The sequence below is a fragment of the Dactylosporangium sp. CS-047395 genome (assembly GCF_050942185.1).
In the GTDB taxonomy this organism is placed as follows: Bacteria; Actinomycetota; Actinomycetes; order Mycobacteriales; family Micromonosporaceae; genus Dactylosporangium.
The window spans coordinates 9445129-9461966 of sequence record NZ_CP192015.1 but is presented as its reverse complement, the minus strand read 5'-3'; the positions used below and the strand labels follow the sequence as shown (position 1 = coordinate 9461966).

The 16838-nt window shown below is 72.9% G+C and carries 15 protein-coding genes; 8 read left to right on the top strand and 7 right to left on the bottom strand.

Going from position 1 to position 16838, the window contains the following annotated elements; translation table 11 throughout:
• Window positions 1-88 precede the first annotated feature (88 nt).
• Complete coding sequence (locus ACQP00_RS44245; RefSeq protein ID WP_433208951.1) at window positions 89-2080, top strand: diguanylate cyclase domain-containing protein; 1992 nt, start codon at window positions 89-91, stop codon at window positions 2078-2080.
• Window positions 2081-2215: 135 nt separating this feature from the next.
• Here ACQP00_RS44245 and ACQP00_RS44240 read toward each other — a convergent pair whose 3' ends face one another.
• A complete protein-coding gene (locus ACQP00_RS44240; protein ID WP_433208948.1) occupies window positions 2216-2974 on the bottom strand; it encodes a thioesterase family protein in 759 nt (252 codons plus the stop codon).
• A 28-nt stretch (window positions 2975-3002) separates the two neighbouring features.
• On the opposite strand from ACQP00_RS44240, the gene ACQP00_RS44235 reads away from it, so the two are divergent.
• The 4 genes from ACQP00_RS44235 to ACQP00_RS44220 all read left to right on the top strand — a co-directional run bounded on the left by ACQP00_RS44235 (window position 3003) and on the right by ACQP00_RS44220 (window position 7870).
• Window positions 3003-3983 carry a magnesium transporter CorA family protein gene (locus ACQP00_RS44235; protein ID WP_433208945.1) on the top strand — a complete coding sequence of 327 codons (981 nt, stop codon included), beginning with the start codon at window positions 3003-3005 and terminating at the stop codon, window positions 3981-3983.
• Window positions 3980-5359: a dihydrolipoyl dehydrogenase gene (gene lpdA / locus ACQP00_RS44230; protein WP_433208942.1), complete on the top strand. Its 1380-nt coding sequence runs from the start codon at window positions 3980-3982 to the stop codon at window positions 5357-5359. The genes ACQP00_RS44235 and lpdA overlap by 4 nt, the downstream gene beginning before the upstream one ends.
• 83 nt (window positions 5360-5442) lie before the next feature.
• Window positions 5443-6837 (top strand): class II 3-deoxy-7-phosphoheptulonate synthase, encoded by a 1395-nt coding sequence (locus ACQP00_RS44225; protein ID WP_433208939.1) that lies wholly within the window; start codon window positions 5443-5445, stop codon window positions 6835-6837.
• Window positions 6838-6898: 61 nt separating this feature from the next.
• Window positions 6899-7870: a threonine aldolase family protein gene (locus ACQP00_RS44220; protein ID WP_433224212.1), complete on the top strand. Its 972-nt coding sequence runs from the start codon at window positions 6899-6901 to the stop codon at window positions 7868-7870.
• Window positions 7871-7916: 46 nt separating this feature from the next.
• On the opposite strand, the gene ACQP00_RS44215 is transcribed toward ACQP00_RS44220, so the two are convergent.
• The 4 genes from ACQP00_RS44215 to ACQP00_RS44200 form a co-directional block, all read right to left on the bottom strand.
• Window positions 7917-9083, bottom strand: a complete 1167-nt coding sequence (locus ACQP00_RS44215) for an MFS transporter (RefSeq protein WP_433208936.1) — start codon at window positions 9081-9083, stop codon at window positions 7917-7919.
• Between the two features lie 136 nt (window positions 9084-9219).
• A complete protein-coding gene (locus tag ACQP00_RS44210; protein ID WP_433208933.1) occupies window positions 9220-10095 on the bottom strand; it encodes a deoxyribonuclease IV in 876 nt (291 codons plus the stop codon).
• Window positions 10096-12093, bottom strand: coding sequence for a protein kinase domain-containing protein (locus tag ACQP00_RS44205; RefSeq protein WP_433208930.1), 1998 nt, complete (start codon window positions 12091-12093; stop codon window positions 10096-10098). It abuts the gene before it with no gap.
• Between the two features lie 34 nt (window positions 12094-12127).
• Window positions 12128-12775, bottom strand: a complete 648-nt coding sequence (locus ACQP00_RS44200) for a hypothetical protein (protein ID WP_433208927.1) — start codon at window positions 12773-12775, stop codon at window positions 12128-12130.
• Between the two features lie 82 nt (window positions 12776-12857).
• On the opposite strand from ACQP00_RS44200, the gene ACQP00_RS44195 reads away from it, so the two are divergent.
• From ACQP00_RS44195 to ACQP00_RS44185, 3 genes are read left to right on the top strand one after another with little or no spacing between them, the layout of a single operon-like run.
• Window positions 12858-13166: an Rv2175c family DNA-binding protein gene (locus tag ACQP00_RS44195; protein WP_433224211.1), complete on the top strand. Its 309-nt coding sequence runs from the start codon at window positions 12858-12860 to the stop codon at window positions 13164-13166.
• Window positions 13167-13168: 2 nt separating this feature from the next.
• Complete coding sequence (locus ACQP00_RS44190) at window positions 13169-13489, top strand: lycopene cyclase domain-containing protein (RefSeq protein ID WP_433208924.1); 321 nt, start codon at window positions 13169-13171, stop codon at window positions 13487-13489.
• The gene (locus ACQP00_RS44185) at window positions 13474-13803 is read left to right on the top strand and encodes a lycopene cyclase domain-containing protein (RefSeq protein ID WP_433208921.1); all 330 of its coding nucleotides are present in this window, start codon (window positions 13474-13476) and stop codon (window positions 13801-13803) included. The genes ACQP00_RS44190 and ACQP00_RS44185 overlap by 16 nt, the downstream gene beginning before the upstream one ends.
• Here the strand turns inward: ACQP00_RS44185 and ACQP00_RS44180 are convergent.
• Together ACQP00_RS44180 and ACQP00_RS44175 are read right to left on the bottom strand one after the other, a co-directional pair.
• Entirely contained in the window at window positions 13763-14824 is a 1062-nt protein-coding gene (locus tag ACQP00_RS44180; RefSeq protein WP_433208918.1) for a polyprenyl synthetase family protein, read from the bottom strand. The genes ACQP00_RS44185 and ACQP00_RS44180 overlap by 41 nt on opposite strands.
• Before the next feature lie 569 nt (window positions 14825-15393).
• A complete protein-coding gene (locus ACQP00_RS44175) occupies window positions 15394-16800 on the bottom strand; it encodes a helix-turn-helix transcriptional regulator (RefSeq protein ID WP_433208915.1) in 1407 nt (468 codons plus the stop codon).
• Window positions 16801-16838 lie beyond the last annotated feature (38 nt).

Here is a 16838-nt window from a genome sequence, read left to right as displayed (position 1 = left end):
TCAGTCTTACCCCGCGGCGGCCGGTTTCCCCTCAGGCCGCGTCCCGGCGGGCCGATGTCCGGACTCGGAGGGCGCCATGGAGACAACGATGCGGGAAACGGCGGGCGTCACCCTGCGCGCGATCCTTCGGTACGTTCGCGCCCGGGGTGGCGACGGCGCGGTGCGGCTCGTGCTGCAGCTGGCCGGGGAGACCGAGCCGGCCGAGGCCTACGACGACCCGCGCCGCTGGTGGTCGTACCAGACGAAGATCAACGTTTTCGACGCCGCGGCGAAGGTGCTGGGGGACGATGGGATCGGGTTGCACGTCGGCCAGTCGATCCTGTCGTACTCCGTGAACCACCCGCTGCGCCTCGGGCTGCTGCTGCTCGGCGGCCCCTCCCAGCTGCTGCGGGTGATCTCAGCGACGGGCGCGAAGTTCAACAACGCGGCCGACATGACGACGCTGTCCTCCGCGCGGGACCAGGCCACGGTGGAGTACCGCCTGCGCCCCGGCTACCGCCCCTCGCAGTACGACTGCGACTACACCCGCGGCCTGCTGACCCAGCTGCCGGCCCTGTTCGGCCGCCCGGCGGCCACCGTGGAGCACGAGCAGTGCCAGGTCAGAGGGGCCGAGGCCTGCATCTACACGGTGCGCTGGCGGCAGCGGCGGTGGTTCCGGCGCAACCGTGCGGCCGCGCGGGTCGACGACGCCTCCGGCGACATGCTGGCCGGGCGGATCGAGCTGCTGCAGCGCACCGTCGCCGAGCTCGTCGCGGCCGAGCAGCCGGAGCGGGCCCTCGCCATCGTGGCCGACCGGGCCGGCTACGCGGTCAACGCCGAGGCCTTCCTGCTCGTGGCCAGCCCGGCCCCGGACGCGCCGCGGCAGGTGCACGGCTACGGCCTGAGCCCGGCCGAGATCGAGGTGCTGTCCGCGGCCCCGCCGACCAGCTTCGCCGGCACGCTCGTGGTCGACATCGCCTCGCCGAACCGCTACTACGGGTACCTCGTGGCGTTCTGCCGCGACTTCTTCGACGCCGAGCGGCGCATGCTCGACGCCTTCGCCAACCTGGCCGCGGTCACGCTGGACGCCCTGTCGGCCCTGGAGAGCGCGGCCGAGCGGCGGCGCATCGCGGAGAGCCTGCTCGACCTGGCCCGCCGGCTCACCACGGCGCGGACCGCGGACGAGGTCGCCGGAGTCACCGCCGAGGCCGTGCGCTCGGTGATGGCCGCGGACTCGGCCACCGTGCTGCTGCACACCGACGGCCACCTGCGCGTGGCGGCCAACGCGGGCGGCGGCGACGAGCGGCAGCGCAAGGCCCGCCGGCTGGCGATCTCGCGCGCGGACACCGACCTGTTCGAGCGGTTCCAGGCCGGCACCGGTGAGGCGCGGGTCTACGACCGGGACAGCGCCGACCCGTACATCGCCGGGCTGCTCGAGTCCTTCGGTCACCAGACGATGGTCGTGGTGGACATCGCGCTGCCCGAGCACCCGTACGGCATCCTGGTCGCCGCCTACGACACCCCGCGCGACGCCGCCCAGGCCCGCAAGATCGCCGGTCGGATGGTGGGCGTGGCCGACCAGGCCGCCACCGTGCTGCGCACCTGCGAGCTGCTGGAGACCAACTGGCGCCTCGCCCACGTCGACGCGCTCACCGGGCTGTCCAACCGGCGGGCGTTCCTGGCCGCGCTGGAGTCGGCCCTGCAGACCGGCGAGGGCGCGGTGCTGTTCATCGACCTCGACGGCTTCAAGGCGATCAACGACTCACTCGGCCACGCCGCGGGCGACGAGCTGCTGGCCGCGGTGGCCGGCCGGCTCGGCGGCTGCGTCCGGGCCGGCGACGTGGTCGCGCGCCTCGGCGGCGACGAGTTCGTCGTGCTCACCCACGGCGCGCTGGGCGCCTCCGGGGTGCCGGAGCTGGCCGAGCGGATCGAGTCGGCCTTCACCGCCCCGATCTCCGTCCTCGACGGCACGCACGTGCGGGCCCGGGCCAGCGTCGGCGGCACCCGCTTCACGGCCGGCGAGGAGAGCCGCGTGGTCCTGCACCGCGCCGACATCGCCATGTACGAGGCCAAGCGCGGCGCCCTCGCCGTCGTCACCTGAGGCGTGCAAACGCGCCGCCTGAGGTAGGCCCCGCTGCGGTCCGGATTTTGAGGGGGTGTGGGTGGAGCGAAGCTCCCCCACTGTTCTTCAGGACATCAAGGGGAAAACGAAAGCGCCGGTCAGACCCTCCGCCACTCAAGCCTTCGGGCGCCGGTACACCGCCAGCTGGGTGGCCTGCGCGACCGGGCGGCCGGTGGCGTCCCAGATCTCGCAGACCTGGTCGAGCTGGCTGTCGGTGACCATCCGGGCGTACTGCCGCACCCGCAGCGGCCCGGGCGCCGGGAGCCCGCGCACGTAGGCCGTCAGCTCCAGGGTCGGCGTCCATCCGCTGCCGCCGAGCGTGAACGAGGCGGGCGGGAAGGCGTCCACGGCGTACAAGAGCGAAAAGGCGTCGAACGGGGTGCCGTCGTCGAAGCTCAGCCAGCCCCGCAGGTCGCCCGGTCCGGCGAGGTCGATGCGCTGGTCGACCATCTCCAGCATGTCGATGCGCACCCCGGCGCCGGGCGGCTCGACCGGCGTGCGCCCGAGCGTGTCGTGCGCGGCCACGGCCGGCGGCTCGGCGGCGGTGAACCGCGGCTCCCCGGCCGCGGCCAGGTCGCCCAGCGTGAACAGGGCCTCGACGCAGGTCTTGTCCTTCTGCGTGAGCCGGACCCGGGCCTGGCTGACCGAGCGCCCCTCGCGCAGCGTCTCCACCGCGACCGAGGCCGGGCCGGGCTCCGGCGGCGACAAATACACCGCGCTCGCGCTCAGCGGATGCGGGTGCGCGGCCGTCACCGCGGCCCGGGCCAGCAGGGCCAGCAGGTAGCCGCCGTTCGGCCGGCCGCCCACGGTCCACTGTGGATCGAGCACGGCCTCGCCGTCCTCGACGGTGGTCGCCTCCGCGAAACCGGCCACCGGGGCCTCCTTCTGCTTTGATGAGCCTATGGCGCGCACGCGGCTCTACCGGGACGGGCGGCTGGAAGCCGAGGACTTCCCGCTCGACGATATCTCCGAGCACCTCAAGGACTCCGCCGCGGTCGTCTGGCTCGACCTGACCGACCCCGAGCAGGGCGACTGGGACCGGGTCCAGGAGGAGTTCGGGCTGCACCGGCTGGCCATCGAGGATGCCTCGTCGCCGCACGAGCGGCCCAAGCTGCTGCACTATCCGCAGCACATGTTCTTCAACGCGTACTCGGTCAGGTTCAACGGCGGCGACGACGGCGACGGCAACGCTGAGGTGCACGAGGTCTCGGCGTTCCTCACCGACCGGGCGCTGATCACCGCGCACGGCTCGGACTTCGACATGGACGCGGTCGTCGAGCGCTGGGACGCCACCTCCGAGCTGGCCGGCCAGGGGGTGCCGTGGCTCGCCCACGGGCTGCTCGACGTCATCGTCGACGGGCAGTTCGACGCGGTGCAGCAGCTCGACGACGAGCTCGAGGCGCTGGAGGACCGCCTGTTCGAGGAGAGCGCCCCGGCGATCCGCGAGGTGCAGCAGCGCAGCTTCCGGCTGCGCAAGACGCTGGGCCGGATGCGCAAGGTCATCATGCCCATGCGCGAGCTGGTCGGCGCCCTCATGCACTCCCGCGAGCACCTCGTGGACGAGGAGATGGTGCCGTACTTCCAGGATCTCTACGACCACGTGATCCGCGTGACGGAATTCACCGAGAACCTGCGCGACTTCACGGCCACCATTCTGGAGTCCAACCTGGCGGTGCAGGGCAACCGGCAGAACACCATCATGAAGAAGGTCACGAGCTGGGCCGCCATCATCGCGGTGCCGACCGCTGTTACTGGTTACTACGGGCAGAATGTGCCGTACCCGGGTTCTGAGAAGCTGTCGGGGTTCATCACCTCGGCGGTGCTCATCGTGATTCTGTCCGTGGTGCTGTACGTCACCTTCAAACGCAAGGACTGGCTATGACTGAGCACTTCGACGTCGTCGTCCTGGGCGCCGGCCCGGGCGGGTACACCGCCGCCGTCCGGTCCGCGCAGCTCGGCCTGCGCACCGCCATCGTCGAGGACAAGTACTGGGGCGGCGTCTGCCTCAACGTGGGCTGCATCCCCTCCAAGGCGCTGCTGCGCAACGCCGAGCTCGCGCACATTTTCAACCACGAGGCGAAGACGTTCGGCATCTCGGGCGAGGTCACGTTCGACTACGGCGCGGCGTTCCAGCGCAGCCGCAAGGTGGCCGACGGGCGCGTCAAGGGCGTGCACTACCTGATGAAGAAGAACGAGATCCGGCAGTACGAGACGCGGGGCACGTTCCTCGACGACCACACCCTGCAGGTGGGCGACGAGACCATCACGTTCGCCAACTGCATCATCGCCACCGGCGCGACGACCCGCCTGCTGCCGGGCACCAAGCTCTCCGAGCGCGTGGTGACCTACGAGGAGCAGATCCTCACCGAGGACCTTCCGGAGTCGATCATCATCGCGGGCGCCGGGGCGATCGGCGTCGAGTTCGCGTACGTGCTGCACAACTACGGCGTGAAGGTCACCATCGTCGAGTTCCTGGACCGGATGGTGCCGCTCGAGGACGCGGAGGTGTCGGCCGAGCTCTTCAAGCGGTACAAGCGGCTCGGTATCTCGGTGCTGACCTCGACGAAGGTGGAGACGGTCGAGGAGTCCGACAAGGGCGTGGCCGTGACGGTGTCCTCCGGCGGCAAGACGCAGACCCTCGAAGCGGACAAACTGCTGCAAGCCATCGGTTTCGTACCGCGGGTCGAGGGCTACGGCCTGGAGAAGACGGGCGTGCAGCTGACGGAGCGGGGCGCGATCGCCGTCGACGGGCGCCTGCGCACGAACGTCCCGCACATCTTCGCCATCGGCGACGTGACCGCGAAGCTCATGCTGGCCCACGCGGCCGAGTCGATGGGGATCGTGGCCGCCGAGACGATCGCCGGCGCCGAGACCATGGAGCTCGACTACGTCATGATCCCCCGGGCGACGTACTGCCAGCCGCAGGTCGCCAGCTTCGGCTGGACCGAGGCGCAGGCCCGGGAGAAGGGCTTCGACGTCAAGGTGTCGAAGTTCCCCTTCACGGCGAACGGCAAGGCGCACGGCCTGGGCGACCCGACCGGCTTCGTGAAGATCATCAGCGACGGGAAGTACGGCGAGCTGCTCGGCGCCCACCTGATCGGCCCCGAGGTCACCGAGCTGCTGCCCGAGTTGACCCTGGCCCAGCAGTGGGACCTCACCGTGCACGAGGTCGCGCGCAACGTACACGCCCACCCGACGCTGGGTGAGGCGGTCAAGGAGGCCATCCACGGCCTCGCCGGCCACATGATCAACATGTAGCGCTTCCGCGGCAGCCGGGTCCAGCTTGCGGGATCGGCGGGTGGCGAGGGCCGCCCGCCGATCCGTCTCGGTACGCTTTGCCCATGCGCCAGGAGTGGCATCACTTCACGTACCCCGGCCCGGAGATCTCGCGCGTCGCCGTCCCGGGCAACTCCGACGACGACGTGTTCGGCCTCGACCGGTGGCGGACCATGCCCCGGGCGCAGACGCCGCCGTGGCCGGACCAGGCCGCGGTCGACGAGGTCGCCAACCTGCTGTCGTCGGTGCCGCCGATCGTCGCCCCCTACGAGGTCGACCAGCTCCGCGAGCGCCTCGCCCTCGTCGCCGACGGCAAGGCCTTCATGCTGCAGGGCGGTGACTGCGCCGAGACGTTCGCCGACAACACCGAGGCGCACGTGCTGGGCAACGCCCGCACGCTGCTGCAGATGGCCATCGTGCTGACCTACGGCGCCTCGCTGCCGGTGATCAAGATCGGCCGGGTGGCCGGCCAGTTCACCAAGCCGCGCTCGGCCGCCCTGGACTCGCTGGGCCTGCCGGCCTACCGCGGCGACATGATCAACTCGCTGGACAAGGACCCCGCGGCGCGCGTCGCCGACCCGCAGCGCATGGTCCGGGCCTACGCGAACTCCTCCAGCGCCATGAACATGCTCCGGGCGTACCTCGGCGGCGGGATGGCCGACCTGCACGCGGTGCACGACTGGAACAAGGGCTTCGTGGTCACCTCACCGGCCGGCCAGCGCTACGAGGCCATCGCCCGCGAGATCGACCGGGCCCTGCGCTTCATGCAGGCCTGCGGCGTGAATGACGACCAGGCGCTGCGGACCGTCACGCTGTACTGCTCCCACGAGGCCCTCGCGCTGGAGTACGAGCGGCCGCTGGTGCGCATCGCGGGCGACCGGCCGTACGGGCTGTCCGGGCACTTCCTGTGGATCGGCGAGCGGACCCGCCAGATCGACGGCGCGCACGTGGACTTCCTGTCCCGGGTGGCCAACCCGATCGGCGTCAAGCTCGGCCCGACCACCTCGCCGGAGCAGGCGATCGAGCTGTTCGAGAAGCTCAACCCGGAGAACATCCCGGGCCGCCTGACGTTCGTCGCGCGGATGGGCAGCACCAAGGTCCGCGACGCCCTGCCCCCGATCGTGGAGAAGGTCACCGCGGCCGGGTGCCGGGTCGTCTGGCAGTGCGACCCGATGCACGGGAACACCCACGAGTCCTCCAACGGGTACAAGACCCGGCACTTCGACCGGATCGTGGACGAGGTCCTCGGCTACTTCGAGGTGCACCGCGAGCTCGGCACCCACCCGGGCGGGCTGCACGTCGAGCTGACCGGCGAGGACGTCACCGAGTGCCTCGGCGGCGCCCAGGCCATCGTCGACGCCGACCTGCCGGACCGCTACGAGACCGCGTGCGACCCGCGGCTGAACACCCAGCAGTCGCTCGAGCTGGCCTTCCTGGTGGCGGAGATGCTGCGTGGCTGAGGTCGCGGCCGAGGTCGTCGTCGACTTCCGCTCCGACACGCTGACCCGGCCCTCGGCGGCCATGCGGGAGGCGATGGCGACGGCCGAGGTCGGCGACGACGTGTTCGACGAGGACCCGACGCTGCACGAGCTGCAGGCGTACGTCGCGGAGCTCTTCGGCCACGAGGCGGCGCTGTTCTGCCCGAGCGGCACCATGGCCAACCAGATCGCGCTGCAGCTCGCCGTCCCGCGGGGCGAGGAGCTGCTCTGCGACGCGGCCGCGCACGTGGTCACCGACGAGATCGGCGCGGCCGCGGCCCTGGGCGGCGTGTCGACCCGCACCTGGCCCTCCGCCGCGGCCGACCTCGACCCCGCGACCGTGGCGGACATGATCCGGCCGGACGGCTTCGTGGCGGTACCGACGCGGGCCGTTGCTCTCGAGCAGACCCACAACCGCCTCGGCGGTGCCGTGATCCCGCTCGCCACCCTGCGCTCCCTGCGCACCATCGCCGACGAGGCGGGCGTCCACCTGCACTGCGACGGGGCCCGGATCTGGCACGCGCACGTGGCCGACGGCGTGCCGCTGCACGACTACGGCCGGCTCTTCGACTCCCTCTCGGTCTGCCTGTCCAAGGGCCTCGGCGCCCCGGTCGGCTCGCTGATCGTGGGTTCCGCCGAGCGCATCGCGGCCGCCCGCAAGCTGCGCAAGCGGCTGGGCGGCGGCATGCGGCAGGCGGGCATCCTGGCCGCCGCCGGCCTGTACGCGCTGCGCCACAACATCCCGCGCCTCGCCGAGGACCACGAGCGGGCCCACCGCCTGGCTGTGGCCCTGGCCCCGCACGGCGTCGTGGATCCCGCGCGCATCCGCACCAACATCGTGCCGCTGGACCTCTCCGGCGCCTCGGTGGACGGCCCGGCCTTCGCGGCGGCCGCCCGCGCGGAGGGCATTCTGGTCTCGGTGCTGGGGCGGCGGCTGGTTCGCCTGGTCACGCACATGGATCAGTCCGCCGACGGGATTGATCACGCCGTGAAGGTGCTGCCCACGCTGGTGTGATGGTGATCCGATATGTCGGGCGCCAGCGCGCCGCGACATATCGGATTTATCGGTTATGCCCGTTTCGTAGCGTGATCAAGAGCGCTACCAGGGACGATGCGGCGGTGACCAGGCCCGCTGTGAGCATCGCGCCGTTCGCGTGCAGTGCGGCGACCAGTGGCGCCGCGACCGCGGTGCCGGCGCCCATTGCGGTCTGGATGACGGCCCCGGAGGCGGCGAACGCCTGGCCGTGCTGGGCGGCCGGGGTGCGCTCGCTGATCAGCGCGCTCTGGGTGACGTTCATGAACCCGTTGCCGATCCCGCCCGCCGTCGAGGCCACGAAGGCGAGCACCAGCGTCGGGGCGAGGCCGATGGCCGCGATGCCCAGCCCGCACAGCAGGTTTCCCACGGCCAGCAGGACCGCGCTGGAGAGCCGGATGCGCGGGACGAGCTGGGCCCCGACGAGCGCGCCGAGGCCCCAGAGCGTGAGGTACAGGCCGTAGCCGGAGTCCCCGGCGTGCAGCTGGTCGACGAACCGGAACGGCGCGGCCACGTTGTCGATCACGCCGCTGCTGATCGCGATGGCGCTGCCGATGAGCGCGGTGCGCAGGAGGCGGTCGCCGAACAGCAGGCGCAGGCCGCCCCTCGCCGTGGGGCCGTCCGGGTCGGCGGGGGCGGGGTGCCTGCGGGCCCGTACGGCCGAGCAGGCCAGCGTGAGCAGCGCGAAGGTGGCGGCGTCGGCCAGGATCGCCGTTGTGGGACCGAACGCGCCGGTGAGCAGGCCACCCGCGGCCGGGCCGAAGATCCAGCCCAGGCCGGTGCCGGTGGCCAGCCTGGAGTACCCGCGCTGGGCCTCCTCCTTGCCCGTGATCGCCGGCACCAGGGCGGAGGTGGCGGGGCGGACGAAGGCGGAGAGCGCCATGATGCCGGCGAAGAGCGCGAGGGTGGCCCAGAGCGGCTCGGCGAGGGCGAGGGGGACGCAGAGGACGGCCTGGCCGGCCAGCGCGATGAGCAGGACGCGGCGGGTCTCGAAGCGGTCGACCACGCGGCCGGTGAGCGGGGCCAGCACGATGTACGGGATGAGCTCGGCGGCCAGCAGCCCGGCCACCCACGTGCTGCCGTGGGGTTGGAGGCGCAGGAGGAGCGCTACGAGGGCGGCGGCGTCGCCGGCGGTGGACAGGGCCAGTCCGGCGGCGAGCAGGTTGAGATCACGCCGCGCCTGACGATCGCTCACGGTTGGCCACCCTAGCGGCGACCGTCCTCGCCGCGCTGCCTTCACAACCCGCCCGCGGTACCCGCGTGAAAGTTCGCATATACGAAATGTCGGATATGTCGCGGCGCGCCAGCGCCCGACATATCCGCTCACGACATCAGGACGTAGGAGCAGCGGCCCGCAGCAAGGCGATGTCCGCCGCGTGGTCCGCGTGGTCGTCGCCGCTCGGCGTCTCCACGACCACTGGCACGCCGCGGGCGGCCGGGTGCGCGAGCAGCTCGCCGAACGCCGCCGCGCCGATCAGGCCCTTGCCCAGCGATTCGTGCCGGTCCCGCAGCGACCCGCACGTGTCCTTGGAGTCGTTGGCGTGGATGAGCTTGAGCCGGTCCGCGCCGGCCGCGGCCACCAGCGCGTCCACGGTCGCCGTCATGCCGCCCGGGGTGGCCAGGTCGTGCCCGGCCGCCCACGCGTGGCAGGTGTCGAAGCAGACGCCGAGGAGCGGGTGGTGGTCGACGGCGGCGAGGTACTCGGCCAGGTGCTCGACCCGCGAGGCGAGGGACCGCCCGCCGCCCGCGCTCGGCTCCACGAGCAGCGGCGGCCAGCCCTCGGCGGCGGCGCGGTCGAGGAGGGGGAGGAGCACTCGCCGTACCGTCGAAAAGGCCTTTCCGGCATGCTCGGCATCCACCGCCGAGCCCGCGTGGAAGACCACGCCCCGCGCCCCGATCGCGTGGGCGCGGCGCAACGCGTGGGAGAGGGTGGCCACCGAGCGCTCGACCGTGACCTCCGTCGGCGAGCCGAGGTTCACCAGCAGTGCCGCGTGCACGTAGGCGGTCACCCCGTGCTCGGCGCAGCCCTTGAGGAAGCCGTCGTCCTGCTTCGGGTCGCCCTCGGTCAGCGCCCAGCCGCGCGGGTTGGACACGTACACCTGCACCGCGGACGCCGTCGTCGCCTGCACGTAGCGCAGGGCGGCCTTGGCGAGACCTCCGGCGGCGGGTGCGTGCCCGCCGACCGGAGCGCTCAGGAACTCGGCCATTTAGAAGAAGGCGAACAGCGACACGTGCTGCCCCGGCGTGACCGGCGTCTGGGGCGGCGGGTTCTGCTGGCGTACCGTGCCGAAGCCCTGCACGTCGACCACCAGGCCCTGCGACTCGAGCAGCGCCTTGGCCTGGTCGAGCGGCATCCCGCGCACCTCGGGCATCGGGATCTGGGCCGGGCCCTTGGAGATCTGCAGGTCCATGGACATGCCGTCGGCGACGCTGTTGCCGTCGGCGATGCTCTGCGAGACGACCTGGCCCTTCGGCTTGTCGCTCTCGACCTCCTCGACCTTGCCGACGGCGATCTTCACCTTGCCGAGGTCGGACTTGGCCTGCTCGAGCGTCTTGCCGACGACCAGCGGGACCTTCACCGGGTTGGGGCCCTTGCTCACGAACACCGTGATGGCCTGGCCCGGCTGGACCTGGGTGCCGATCTTCGGGTCGGTGTCCACGACGTAGCCCGCGGGCACGGCGTCGTCGAACTTGTCGGTCTTGTTCCCGGTGATCTTCATGGCCTGCAGGTCGACCTGGGCGAGGTCCCACTCCTTGCCGGCGATGTCCGGCACCTTGTAGACCTCGGGGCCGAGCGACAGGGTGAGCGTGATGGTGCCGCCGCTGAGGATGCGCCCGCCGGCGGCCGGGTCCTGGCTGAGGACCTCGTCCTTGGGCACCTGCGCGTCGAACTTCGGCTCGGTCCACTTGACCTTGAACCCGGCGACGTTCGCCTGGTGGGCCGCCTGCTCCTTGGTCTTGGCCCGCAGGTCGGGGGCGTCGGTGTAGCGGCCGACGCCGAACCAGTACCCGCCGATGGCCACCAGCAGCCCGAAGGTGAGCATGCCGGCGATCACCGCGAGCCGGGTGCGCGGGTTGGCGTTGATCTGGGCGAGCAGCCCCTGCAGGCCGCCGCCCCCGCCCTCGTCGCGGCGCGGGACGGCGGCGCCGTGGCGGCGGGCGACCGGCTGCGGGGGAGCGGTGGCGGGCAGCCGGGCCCACGACGGGCGGCGGCTGGCCTGATAGGTCTGGGTCTGCGGGTACGACTGCGCGTGCGTCTGCGGCACCGACTCGACCCGCGGGACCATCACGGTCGGCGGGGCCACCTGGCGGTTGCGGGCGCCGGTCGCGGTGCCGATGTCCTCGCGGACGGCCTGCACCTCGGCGAGCATCGCGCCGGCGTCGGTCGGGCGGCCGCCCGGGTCGCGGCGGGTCGCGCGGGCCACGAGGTCGTCCACGGCGGAGGGCAGCCCCGGCACGTACCGCGAGGGGAAGGGCACGTCGCGGTCGACGTGCTGCCAGGCGACCTCGACGGGGCGGTCGGCCTCGTAGGGCACCCGGCCGGTGAGCATCTCGAAGAGCACGATGCCGGCCGAGTACACGTCGGTGCGCGGGTCGGCGTGCCCGTCGGTGACGAGCTCGGGCGCGACGTAGGCGACGGTGGCCATCAGGTGCGAGCCGGTCTCGTCGGCGCTCGCCTCGACCGCGCGGGCGAGGCCGAAGTCGGCCACCTTGACCACGCCGTCGATCAGGTTGTGGGCGTCGCCCGGCGACTCGGCGACCAGCACGTTCTCGGGCTTGACGTCGCGGTGCACGAGCCCGGCGCGGTGCGCGGCGGCGATCGCGGCGAGCATCTGCTCCATGATCGCGAGGGCCTCCTGCGGCTGCAGGCGGCGGCGCTCGGCGAGCAGTTCGCGCAGGGTGTGGCCGCGGACGTACTCCATGATCAGGTACGGCAGCCCGTGGTGCGTGCCCTGGTCGTACACGGCCACCACGTTCGGGTGGGTGAGCCGGGCGATCGTCTTGGCCTCGTCGGTGAACCGGTCCACGAACAGTGGATCCCGCGACTGCGCCGGATGAATGATCTTCAACGCGACGGTGCGCTCGAGGCGCTCGTCGAGCGCCGTGTACACCGTCGCCATGCCGCCCTTGGCGACACGCGAGCGAACGCGGTAGCGCCCGTCGACAAGCGCACCGAGGAGAGGATCGGCGACCGTGGTATCCATTGGCTGCGAGTGTACGGCTGGGAACCGCGATTACTCAGCGCCCGGCGCGGGATTGGCCCGCAGCGGTACCGTCGGCGGATTTTTGTCCCCATTTCGAGCGCTTCGTCCACGACGGGGAGGGCGACGGACTGCTCACGGACGGTGACGGGCCGGCCGTCTCGCTGGGCTTCGCGGTGGGTGAGACGCTGGGCGTCGGCGTCGGAGTGCTCTCCGGATCCGAGGTCTGCTGCGTCGGTACCGCCGGCGGGGCCTGAATCTCCGGCATCGCCAGCACGTTCTGCGGCGTGGTCCGGCGCACCTGCGGCCGCGCCTGCGTCGGCTGCGGCGCGGGCGGCTGGATCTGGCTCGGCGCGGTCCCGGTGCTCAGCACGGGCGCGGCCGGCGCGGCCATCGGCGGCTCGGCCGGCTCGGGCTGCAGCGCGGCGAGGCTCCCCGCCACCGCGAGGTACGTGCCGGCGGCGCCCCCCGCGACCAGCAGCGCGACTCCGGTCGTGGCGGCCGCCTTGTTCCGGTTGGGCGCGCGCATCACGTGCTGACCCCGGTGGTTGCGGGGCGCGTACTCCGCGGTGTCCGCCATCCGCAGCCGCACCGCGCGCCGGCGGCTCGCGTGCCGGTACATGTCGTAGCACGCGGAGCGCCAGGCACCGGCGACCTCACGGTGAACCTTGAGCCAGACCCCCACTGCCCGTTCCTTCCGATCGCGCTGCACCGATTACTGTGCTTCTGTGAGTGATGAACCTGTCGGCCCGGCCGAATGGCTGACCATGCCCGACGTCGCGGAACGCCTCGGCATCCCGGTGAACCGGGTGCACCAGCTGGTGCGCGACCACTCCCTGATCGCCGTCCGGGAGAACGGTGTCCTGCGCGTCCCCGCGGACTTCATCGCGGAGGGGGCGGTGGTCAAGCACCTTCCCGGCGTGTTGACGGTGTTGTATGACGCTGGGTACAACGAGGCGGAGGCCCTGCGGTGGCTGTACACGCCGGATGAGTCGCTGCCCGGCACCCCCGCCGAGGCCCTGCGCGGCAACCGCGCGACCGAGGTCAAGCGGCGCGCTCAGGCCCTGGGCTTCTGACGGTGCGCTGGACCTACCTGCTGGTCCTGGCGGGCTGCCTGTTCGGCGCGCTGTGGCTCGAACCGCTGCTCAAGGTGGGTGTGCTGCGCCAGGTCCGGCGCCTGGTGCTGACCATCGCGCCGGTGGCCCTGGTCTTCGTCGTCTGGGACCTGCTGGCCATTCGCGCCGGTCACTGGCACTTCGACCCCCGGCAGATCGTCGGTGTCATCCTCCCGGGTGACCTCCCGCTGGAGGAGCTGCTGTTCTTCCTGGTCGTCCCGGTGTGCGCGATCCTCGGCTTCGAGGCGACCAGGCAGACCCTGCTGCGGTGGTCACGGCGGTGACCTACACCGCGGCGGCCCTTCTGGGTGTGGCCGCAGCATTGGTACTGGATGTGCTCGTGCTGCGCACGCGCCTCGTCCTGGGTCGCGTGTTCTGGCTCTCGTACCCGATCGTGGTGGTCTTCCAGCTGCTGTCCAACGGCATCCTGACCGGACGCGGAGTCGTGCTCTACAACCCGTCCGACATCCTCGGCATCCGGCTCGTCCACGCCCCGATCGAGGACCTGGCCTTCGGCTTCGCACTGGTCCTGAGCACGCTGGCGCTCTGGGTCTTCGTCAAACCGCCCGCTGCGTCGCCGCCTGGGCCAGACCGGTGAGCACCTCGCGGGCCTCGTCGGTGATCTCCGCCTCGCCCAGGGCCTGGAGCGCCTCTTCGGTCAGCTGAGCGATCCGGTCCTCGGTCCGCCGCAGCGCCCCGCTCTCCACGATCGTCTTGCGCAGCAGGGCCACCCCCTGCTCGTCGAGCCGCGGGTCGCCGAGATGGTCGTCGAACACCGCCGTGCCGGCCTGCTCGATGGCGGCGGCGATCAGGTAGGTCCGCTTGCCCTCCCGCAGGTCGTCCCCGGCCGGCTTGCCGGTCACGGCGGGGTCGCCGAACACCCCGAGCACGTCGTCGCGCAGCTGGAACGCCTCGCCGAGGGGGAGCCCGAACGCGGAGTACGCCTTGCTCAGCTGCTCCCGCCCGGCCAGCGCCGCCCCGAGCACGAGCGGCTGCTCGATCGTGTACTTGGCCGACTTGAACCGCGCCACCAGGCTGGCCCGCGCCGTCGAGGTGTCGCCGGTGGCCTGCGTCTGCACGTCGAGGTACTGCCCGATGGTCACCTCGGTCCGCATGGCGTCGAACACCGGCCGCGCCCGGGCCAGCGTCTCGGGATCGACCCCGCTGGCGTGCAGCATCTCGTCGGACCAGACCAGGCAGAGGTCCCCGAGCAGGATCGCCGCCGCCGTCCCGAACCCGTCGCCGTCGCCGCGCCAGCCCTGGGCCCCGTGCAGCGCCGCGAACCGCCGGTGCACGGCCGGCTCGCCCCGCCGGGTCTCGGACCCGTCCATCACGTCGTCGTGGATCAGCGCGCTGGCCTGCACGAGCTCCAGCGCGGCCACGGCGGCCACGATCTCGTCCCGGTCCGCGCCGCCGGCTCCGCGATACCCCCAGTACGCGAACGCCGGCCGCAGCCGCTTCCCTCCGCCGAGCACCAGCGCCTCGACCGCCTCGGCGACGGGCGCGAGCGCGTCGGGCTCAATCTCGGCCAGCCGGAGCCGCCGCCGCTGCAGAAACGCGTCGAGCGCGCCGCGAACCCGCTCACGCAGGTCGGCCCGGTCGAGGAAGGGGTGGGTCACGCCAGAGACGCTAGCCCGAGAACCGCCACCTCGCCGAACCGCTCGCCGCCGTCGCACCGGCCCGCCCGCCCAAACCGGAGCATTTCACCCAGGAGCGCAGCACGTTCCCCCCGTTCCTCCTGCAATCCTCCCTCGGCGCCGCGCTGTGGTGCCGCGCTGTGGTGCCGCGCTGTGGTGCCGCGCTGTGGTGCCGCGCTGTGGTGCCGTGCTGTGGTGCCGTGCTGTGGTGCCGTGCTGTGGTGCCGTGCTGTGGTGCCGTGCTGTGGTGCCGTGCTGTGGTGCCGTGCTGTGGTGCCGTGCTGTGGTGCCGTGCTGTGGTGCCGTGCTGTGGTGCCGTGCTGTGGTGCCGTGCTGTGGTGCCGTGCTGTGGTGCCGTGCTGTGGTGCCGTGCCGTGCTGTGGTGCCGTGCTGTGGTGCCGTGCTGTGGTGCCGTGCTGTGGTGCCGTGCTGTGGTGCCGTGCTGTGGTGCCGTGCTGTGGTGCCGTGCTGTGGTGCCGTGCTGTGGTGCCGTGCTGTGGTGCCGTGCTGTGGTGCCGTGCTGTGGTGCCGCGCCGGTTCGGGCGCCGGCTTCAATCCGGCATCGACTGCTCCTCTCCCGGTGTCCGCGCCGCCGTCCCGGCCGGATCGAGCGCCGTCCAGCGGGCCGACTCGTACAGGTCGGCGAACGCCCGGTGCCGGCCCGCCCGCCGCAGGTCGGGCTGCACGCCGGCGAGGTCGCGGGCCACCCGCACGGACCCGCACCGCACGCCGGTCAGCACCGCCTCCTCCGCCGCCGCGCAGGCCGCGTCGAGCTCGCCGGCGGCGACCAGCGCCCGGGCGCGGGCCACCTGCACCAGCCCGAGCCCCCGCAGGCGCACCCCGCCGCCCCGCGTCCCCGCTCGGCCCGCACCCTTGCGCCACGACCCGGATCGAGGCCCTTCCACCTTCACCCCGCCGGGCTCCCGCACGGCGTCGTCGAGGAGCCGGAGCGCGACCCGGTGCCGCCCGAGCGCCGCATGGCACCGCCCGCTCGCGGCCGCGAGGTGGACGTCGTCCAGCCAGTAGAGCCAGGGCGGGTCGTGCTCCGGCCTTCGCCGTTCGTGCGCACGCTCGGCCGCCGCCAGGGCCGCGTCGCACCGCCCCCGCTCGCCCTGGACGGCGGCGGCGTACGCCTCCCGCAGCCACAACACCGCCAGCGTCCCGGCATCGGCCGGCTCCGCGATCCGGCGCGCCGCCCGGGCCATCCGCAGCGCGCCCGGCCCGTCGCCGTCCTCGGCGCGCAGCTGCGCCAGGCATCCGAGCAGGTGCCCGGCCAGGGCCCGCTGCCCGCCGCGCAGCGCCGCCCGGACCCCGTCGCGCACCAGGCCGGTGACGGCCCGCCCGCCGACCGCGGCCCCGGCGTCCACCCCGGCCCAGACGGCGAGCTGGGCCAACTCGGCCACCAGCCCGAGCCGCGCCCGCACCGAGGCCGGCGCCGCCCGGATCGGCACCGGCGGGCGGTCCGCGACCTGCCGCACGGCCGCCGCATACGCGTCCCGCACGACCCGGACCACCTCGGTCCCGGACACGAGATCGTCCATCCGGCGCAGCTCCGCCACCCGCTGCGGCCCGATCACCGCGCCCGCCGCCGCCTCCCGGCGCCGGGCCGTGCGCTCGGCGGTCCCGGCCCCGGGCGCCCCGGCCCGCCGCTCGCCCTCCTCCGGCGGCGCCGGGCGGGCCGGATGCCGGCCGCGGCGGGAGCAGGTCGCCGCGCGCTCCAGTTCCTCCAGGGGCGCCTCGAGGACGACGGCGATCCACGCCAGCCATGACGGGCTCGGCACGCGCTCGCCGCGTTCCCAGCGGGAGACCTCGTGCCGTGTGATCGTCGGCACGCCCGCGGCCGCGCACAGGGCCTCGGCCAGACGCAGCTGGGATCGACCCCGCGCGAGGCGCAGACGGGTCAGCAGGGCGCCGAAGGTCTCGCCGGCGCCGGGGTCGGGGCTTGGTCGGACAGGCATGTTCCACCTCCCGGCGGACATCGCCCCGCGGGGCCGCC

Excerpts from the sequence above, each read along its gene's own strand:
- ACQP00_RS44235 (WP_433208945.1), top strand. The coding sequence starts at position 3,003 with ATGGCGCGCACGCGGCTCTACCGGGACGGGCGGCTGGAAGCCGAGGAC.
- ACQP00_RS44245 (WP_433208951.1), top strand. The coding sequence starts at position 89 with ATGCGGGAAACGGCGGGCGTCACCCTGCGCGCGATCCTTCGGTACGTT.
- ACQP00_RS44225 (WP_433208939.1), top strand. The coding sequence starts at position 5,443 with ATGCGCCAGGAGTGGCATCACTTCACGTACCCCGGCCCGGAGATCTCG.
- ACQP00_RS44220 (WP_433224212.1), top strand. The coding sequence starts at position 6,899 with ATGCGGGAGGCGATGGCGACGGCCGAGGTCGGCGACGACGTGTTCGAC.
- ACQP00_RS44175 (WP_433208915.1), bottom strand. The coding sequence starts at position 16,800 with ATGCCTGTCCGACCAAGCCCCGACCCCGGCGCCGGCGAGACCTTCGGC.
- ACQP00_RS44210 (WP_433208933.1), bottom strand. The coding sequence starts at position 10,095 with ATGGCCGAGTTCCTGAGCGCTCCGGTCGGCGGGCACGCACCCGCCGCC.
- ACQP00_RS44195 (WP_433224211.1), top strand. The coding sequence starts at position 12,858 with ATGCCCGACGTCGCGGAACGCCTCGGCATCCCGGTGAACCGGGTGCAC.
- ACQP00_RS44205 (WP_433208930.1), bottom strand. The coding sequence starts at position 12,093 with ATGGATACCACGGTCGCCGATCCTCTCCTCGGTGCGCTTGTCGACGGG.
- lpdA (WP_433208942.1), top strand. The coding sequence starts at position 3,980 with ATGACTGAGCACTTCGACGTCGTCGTCCTGGGCGCCGGCCCGGGCGGG.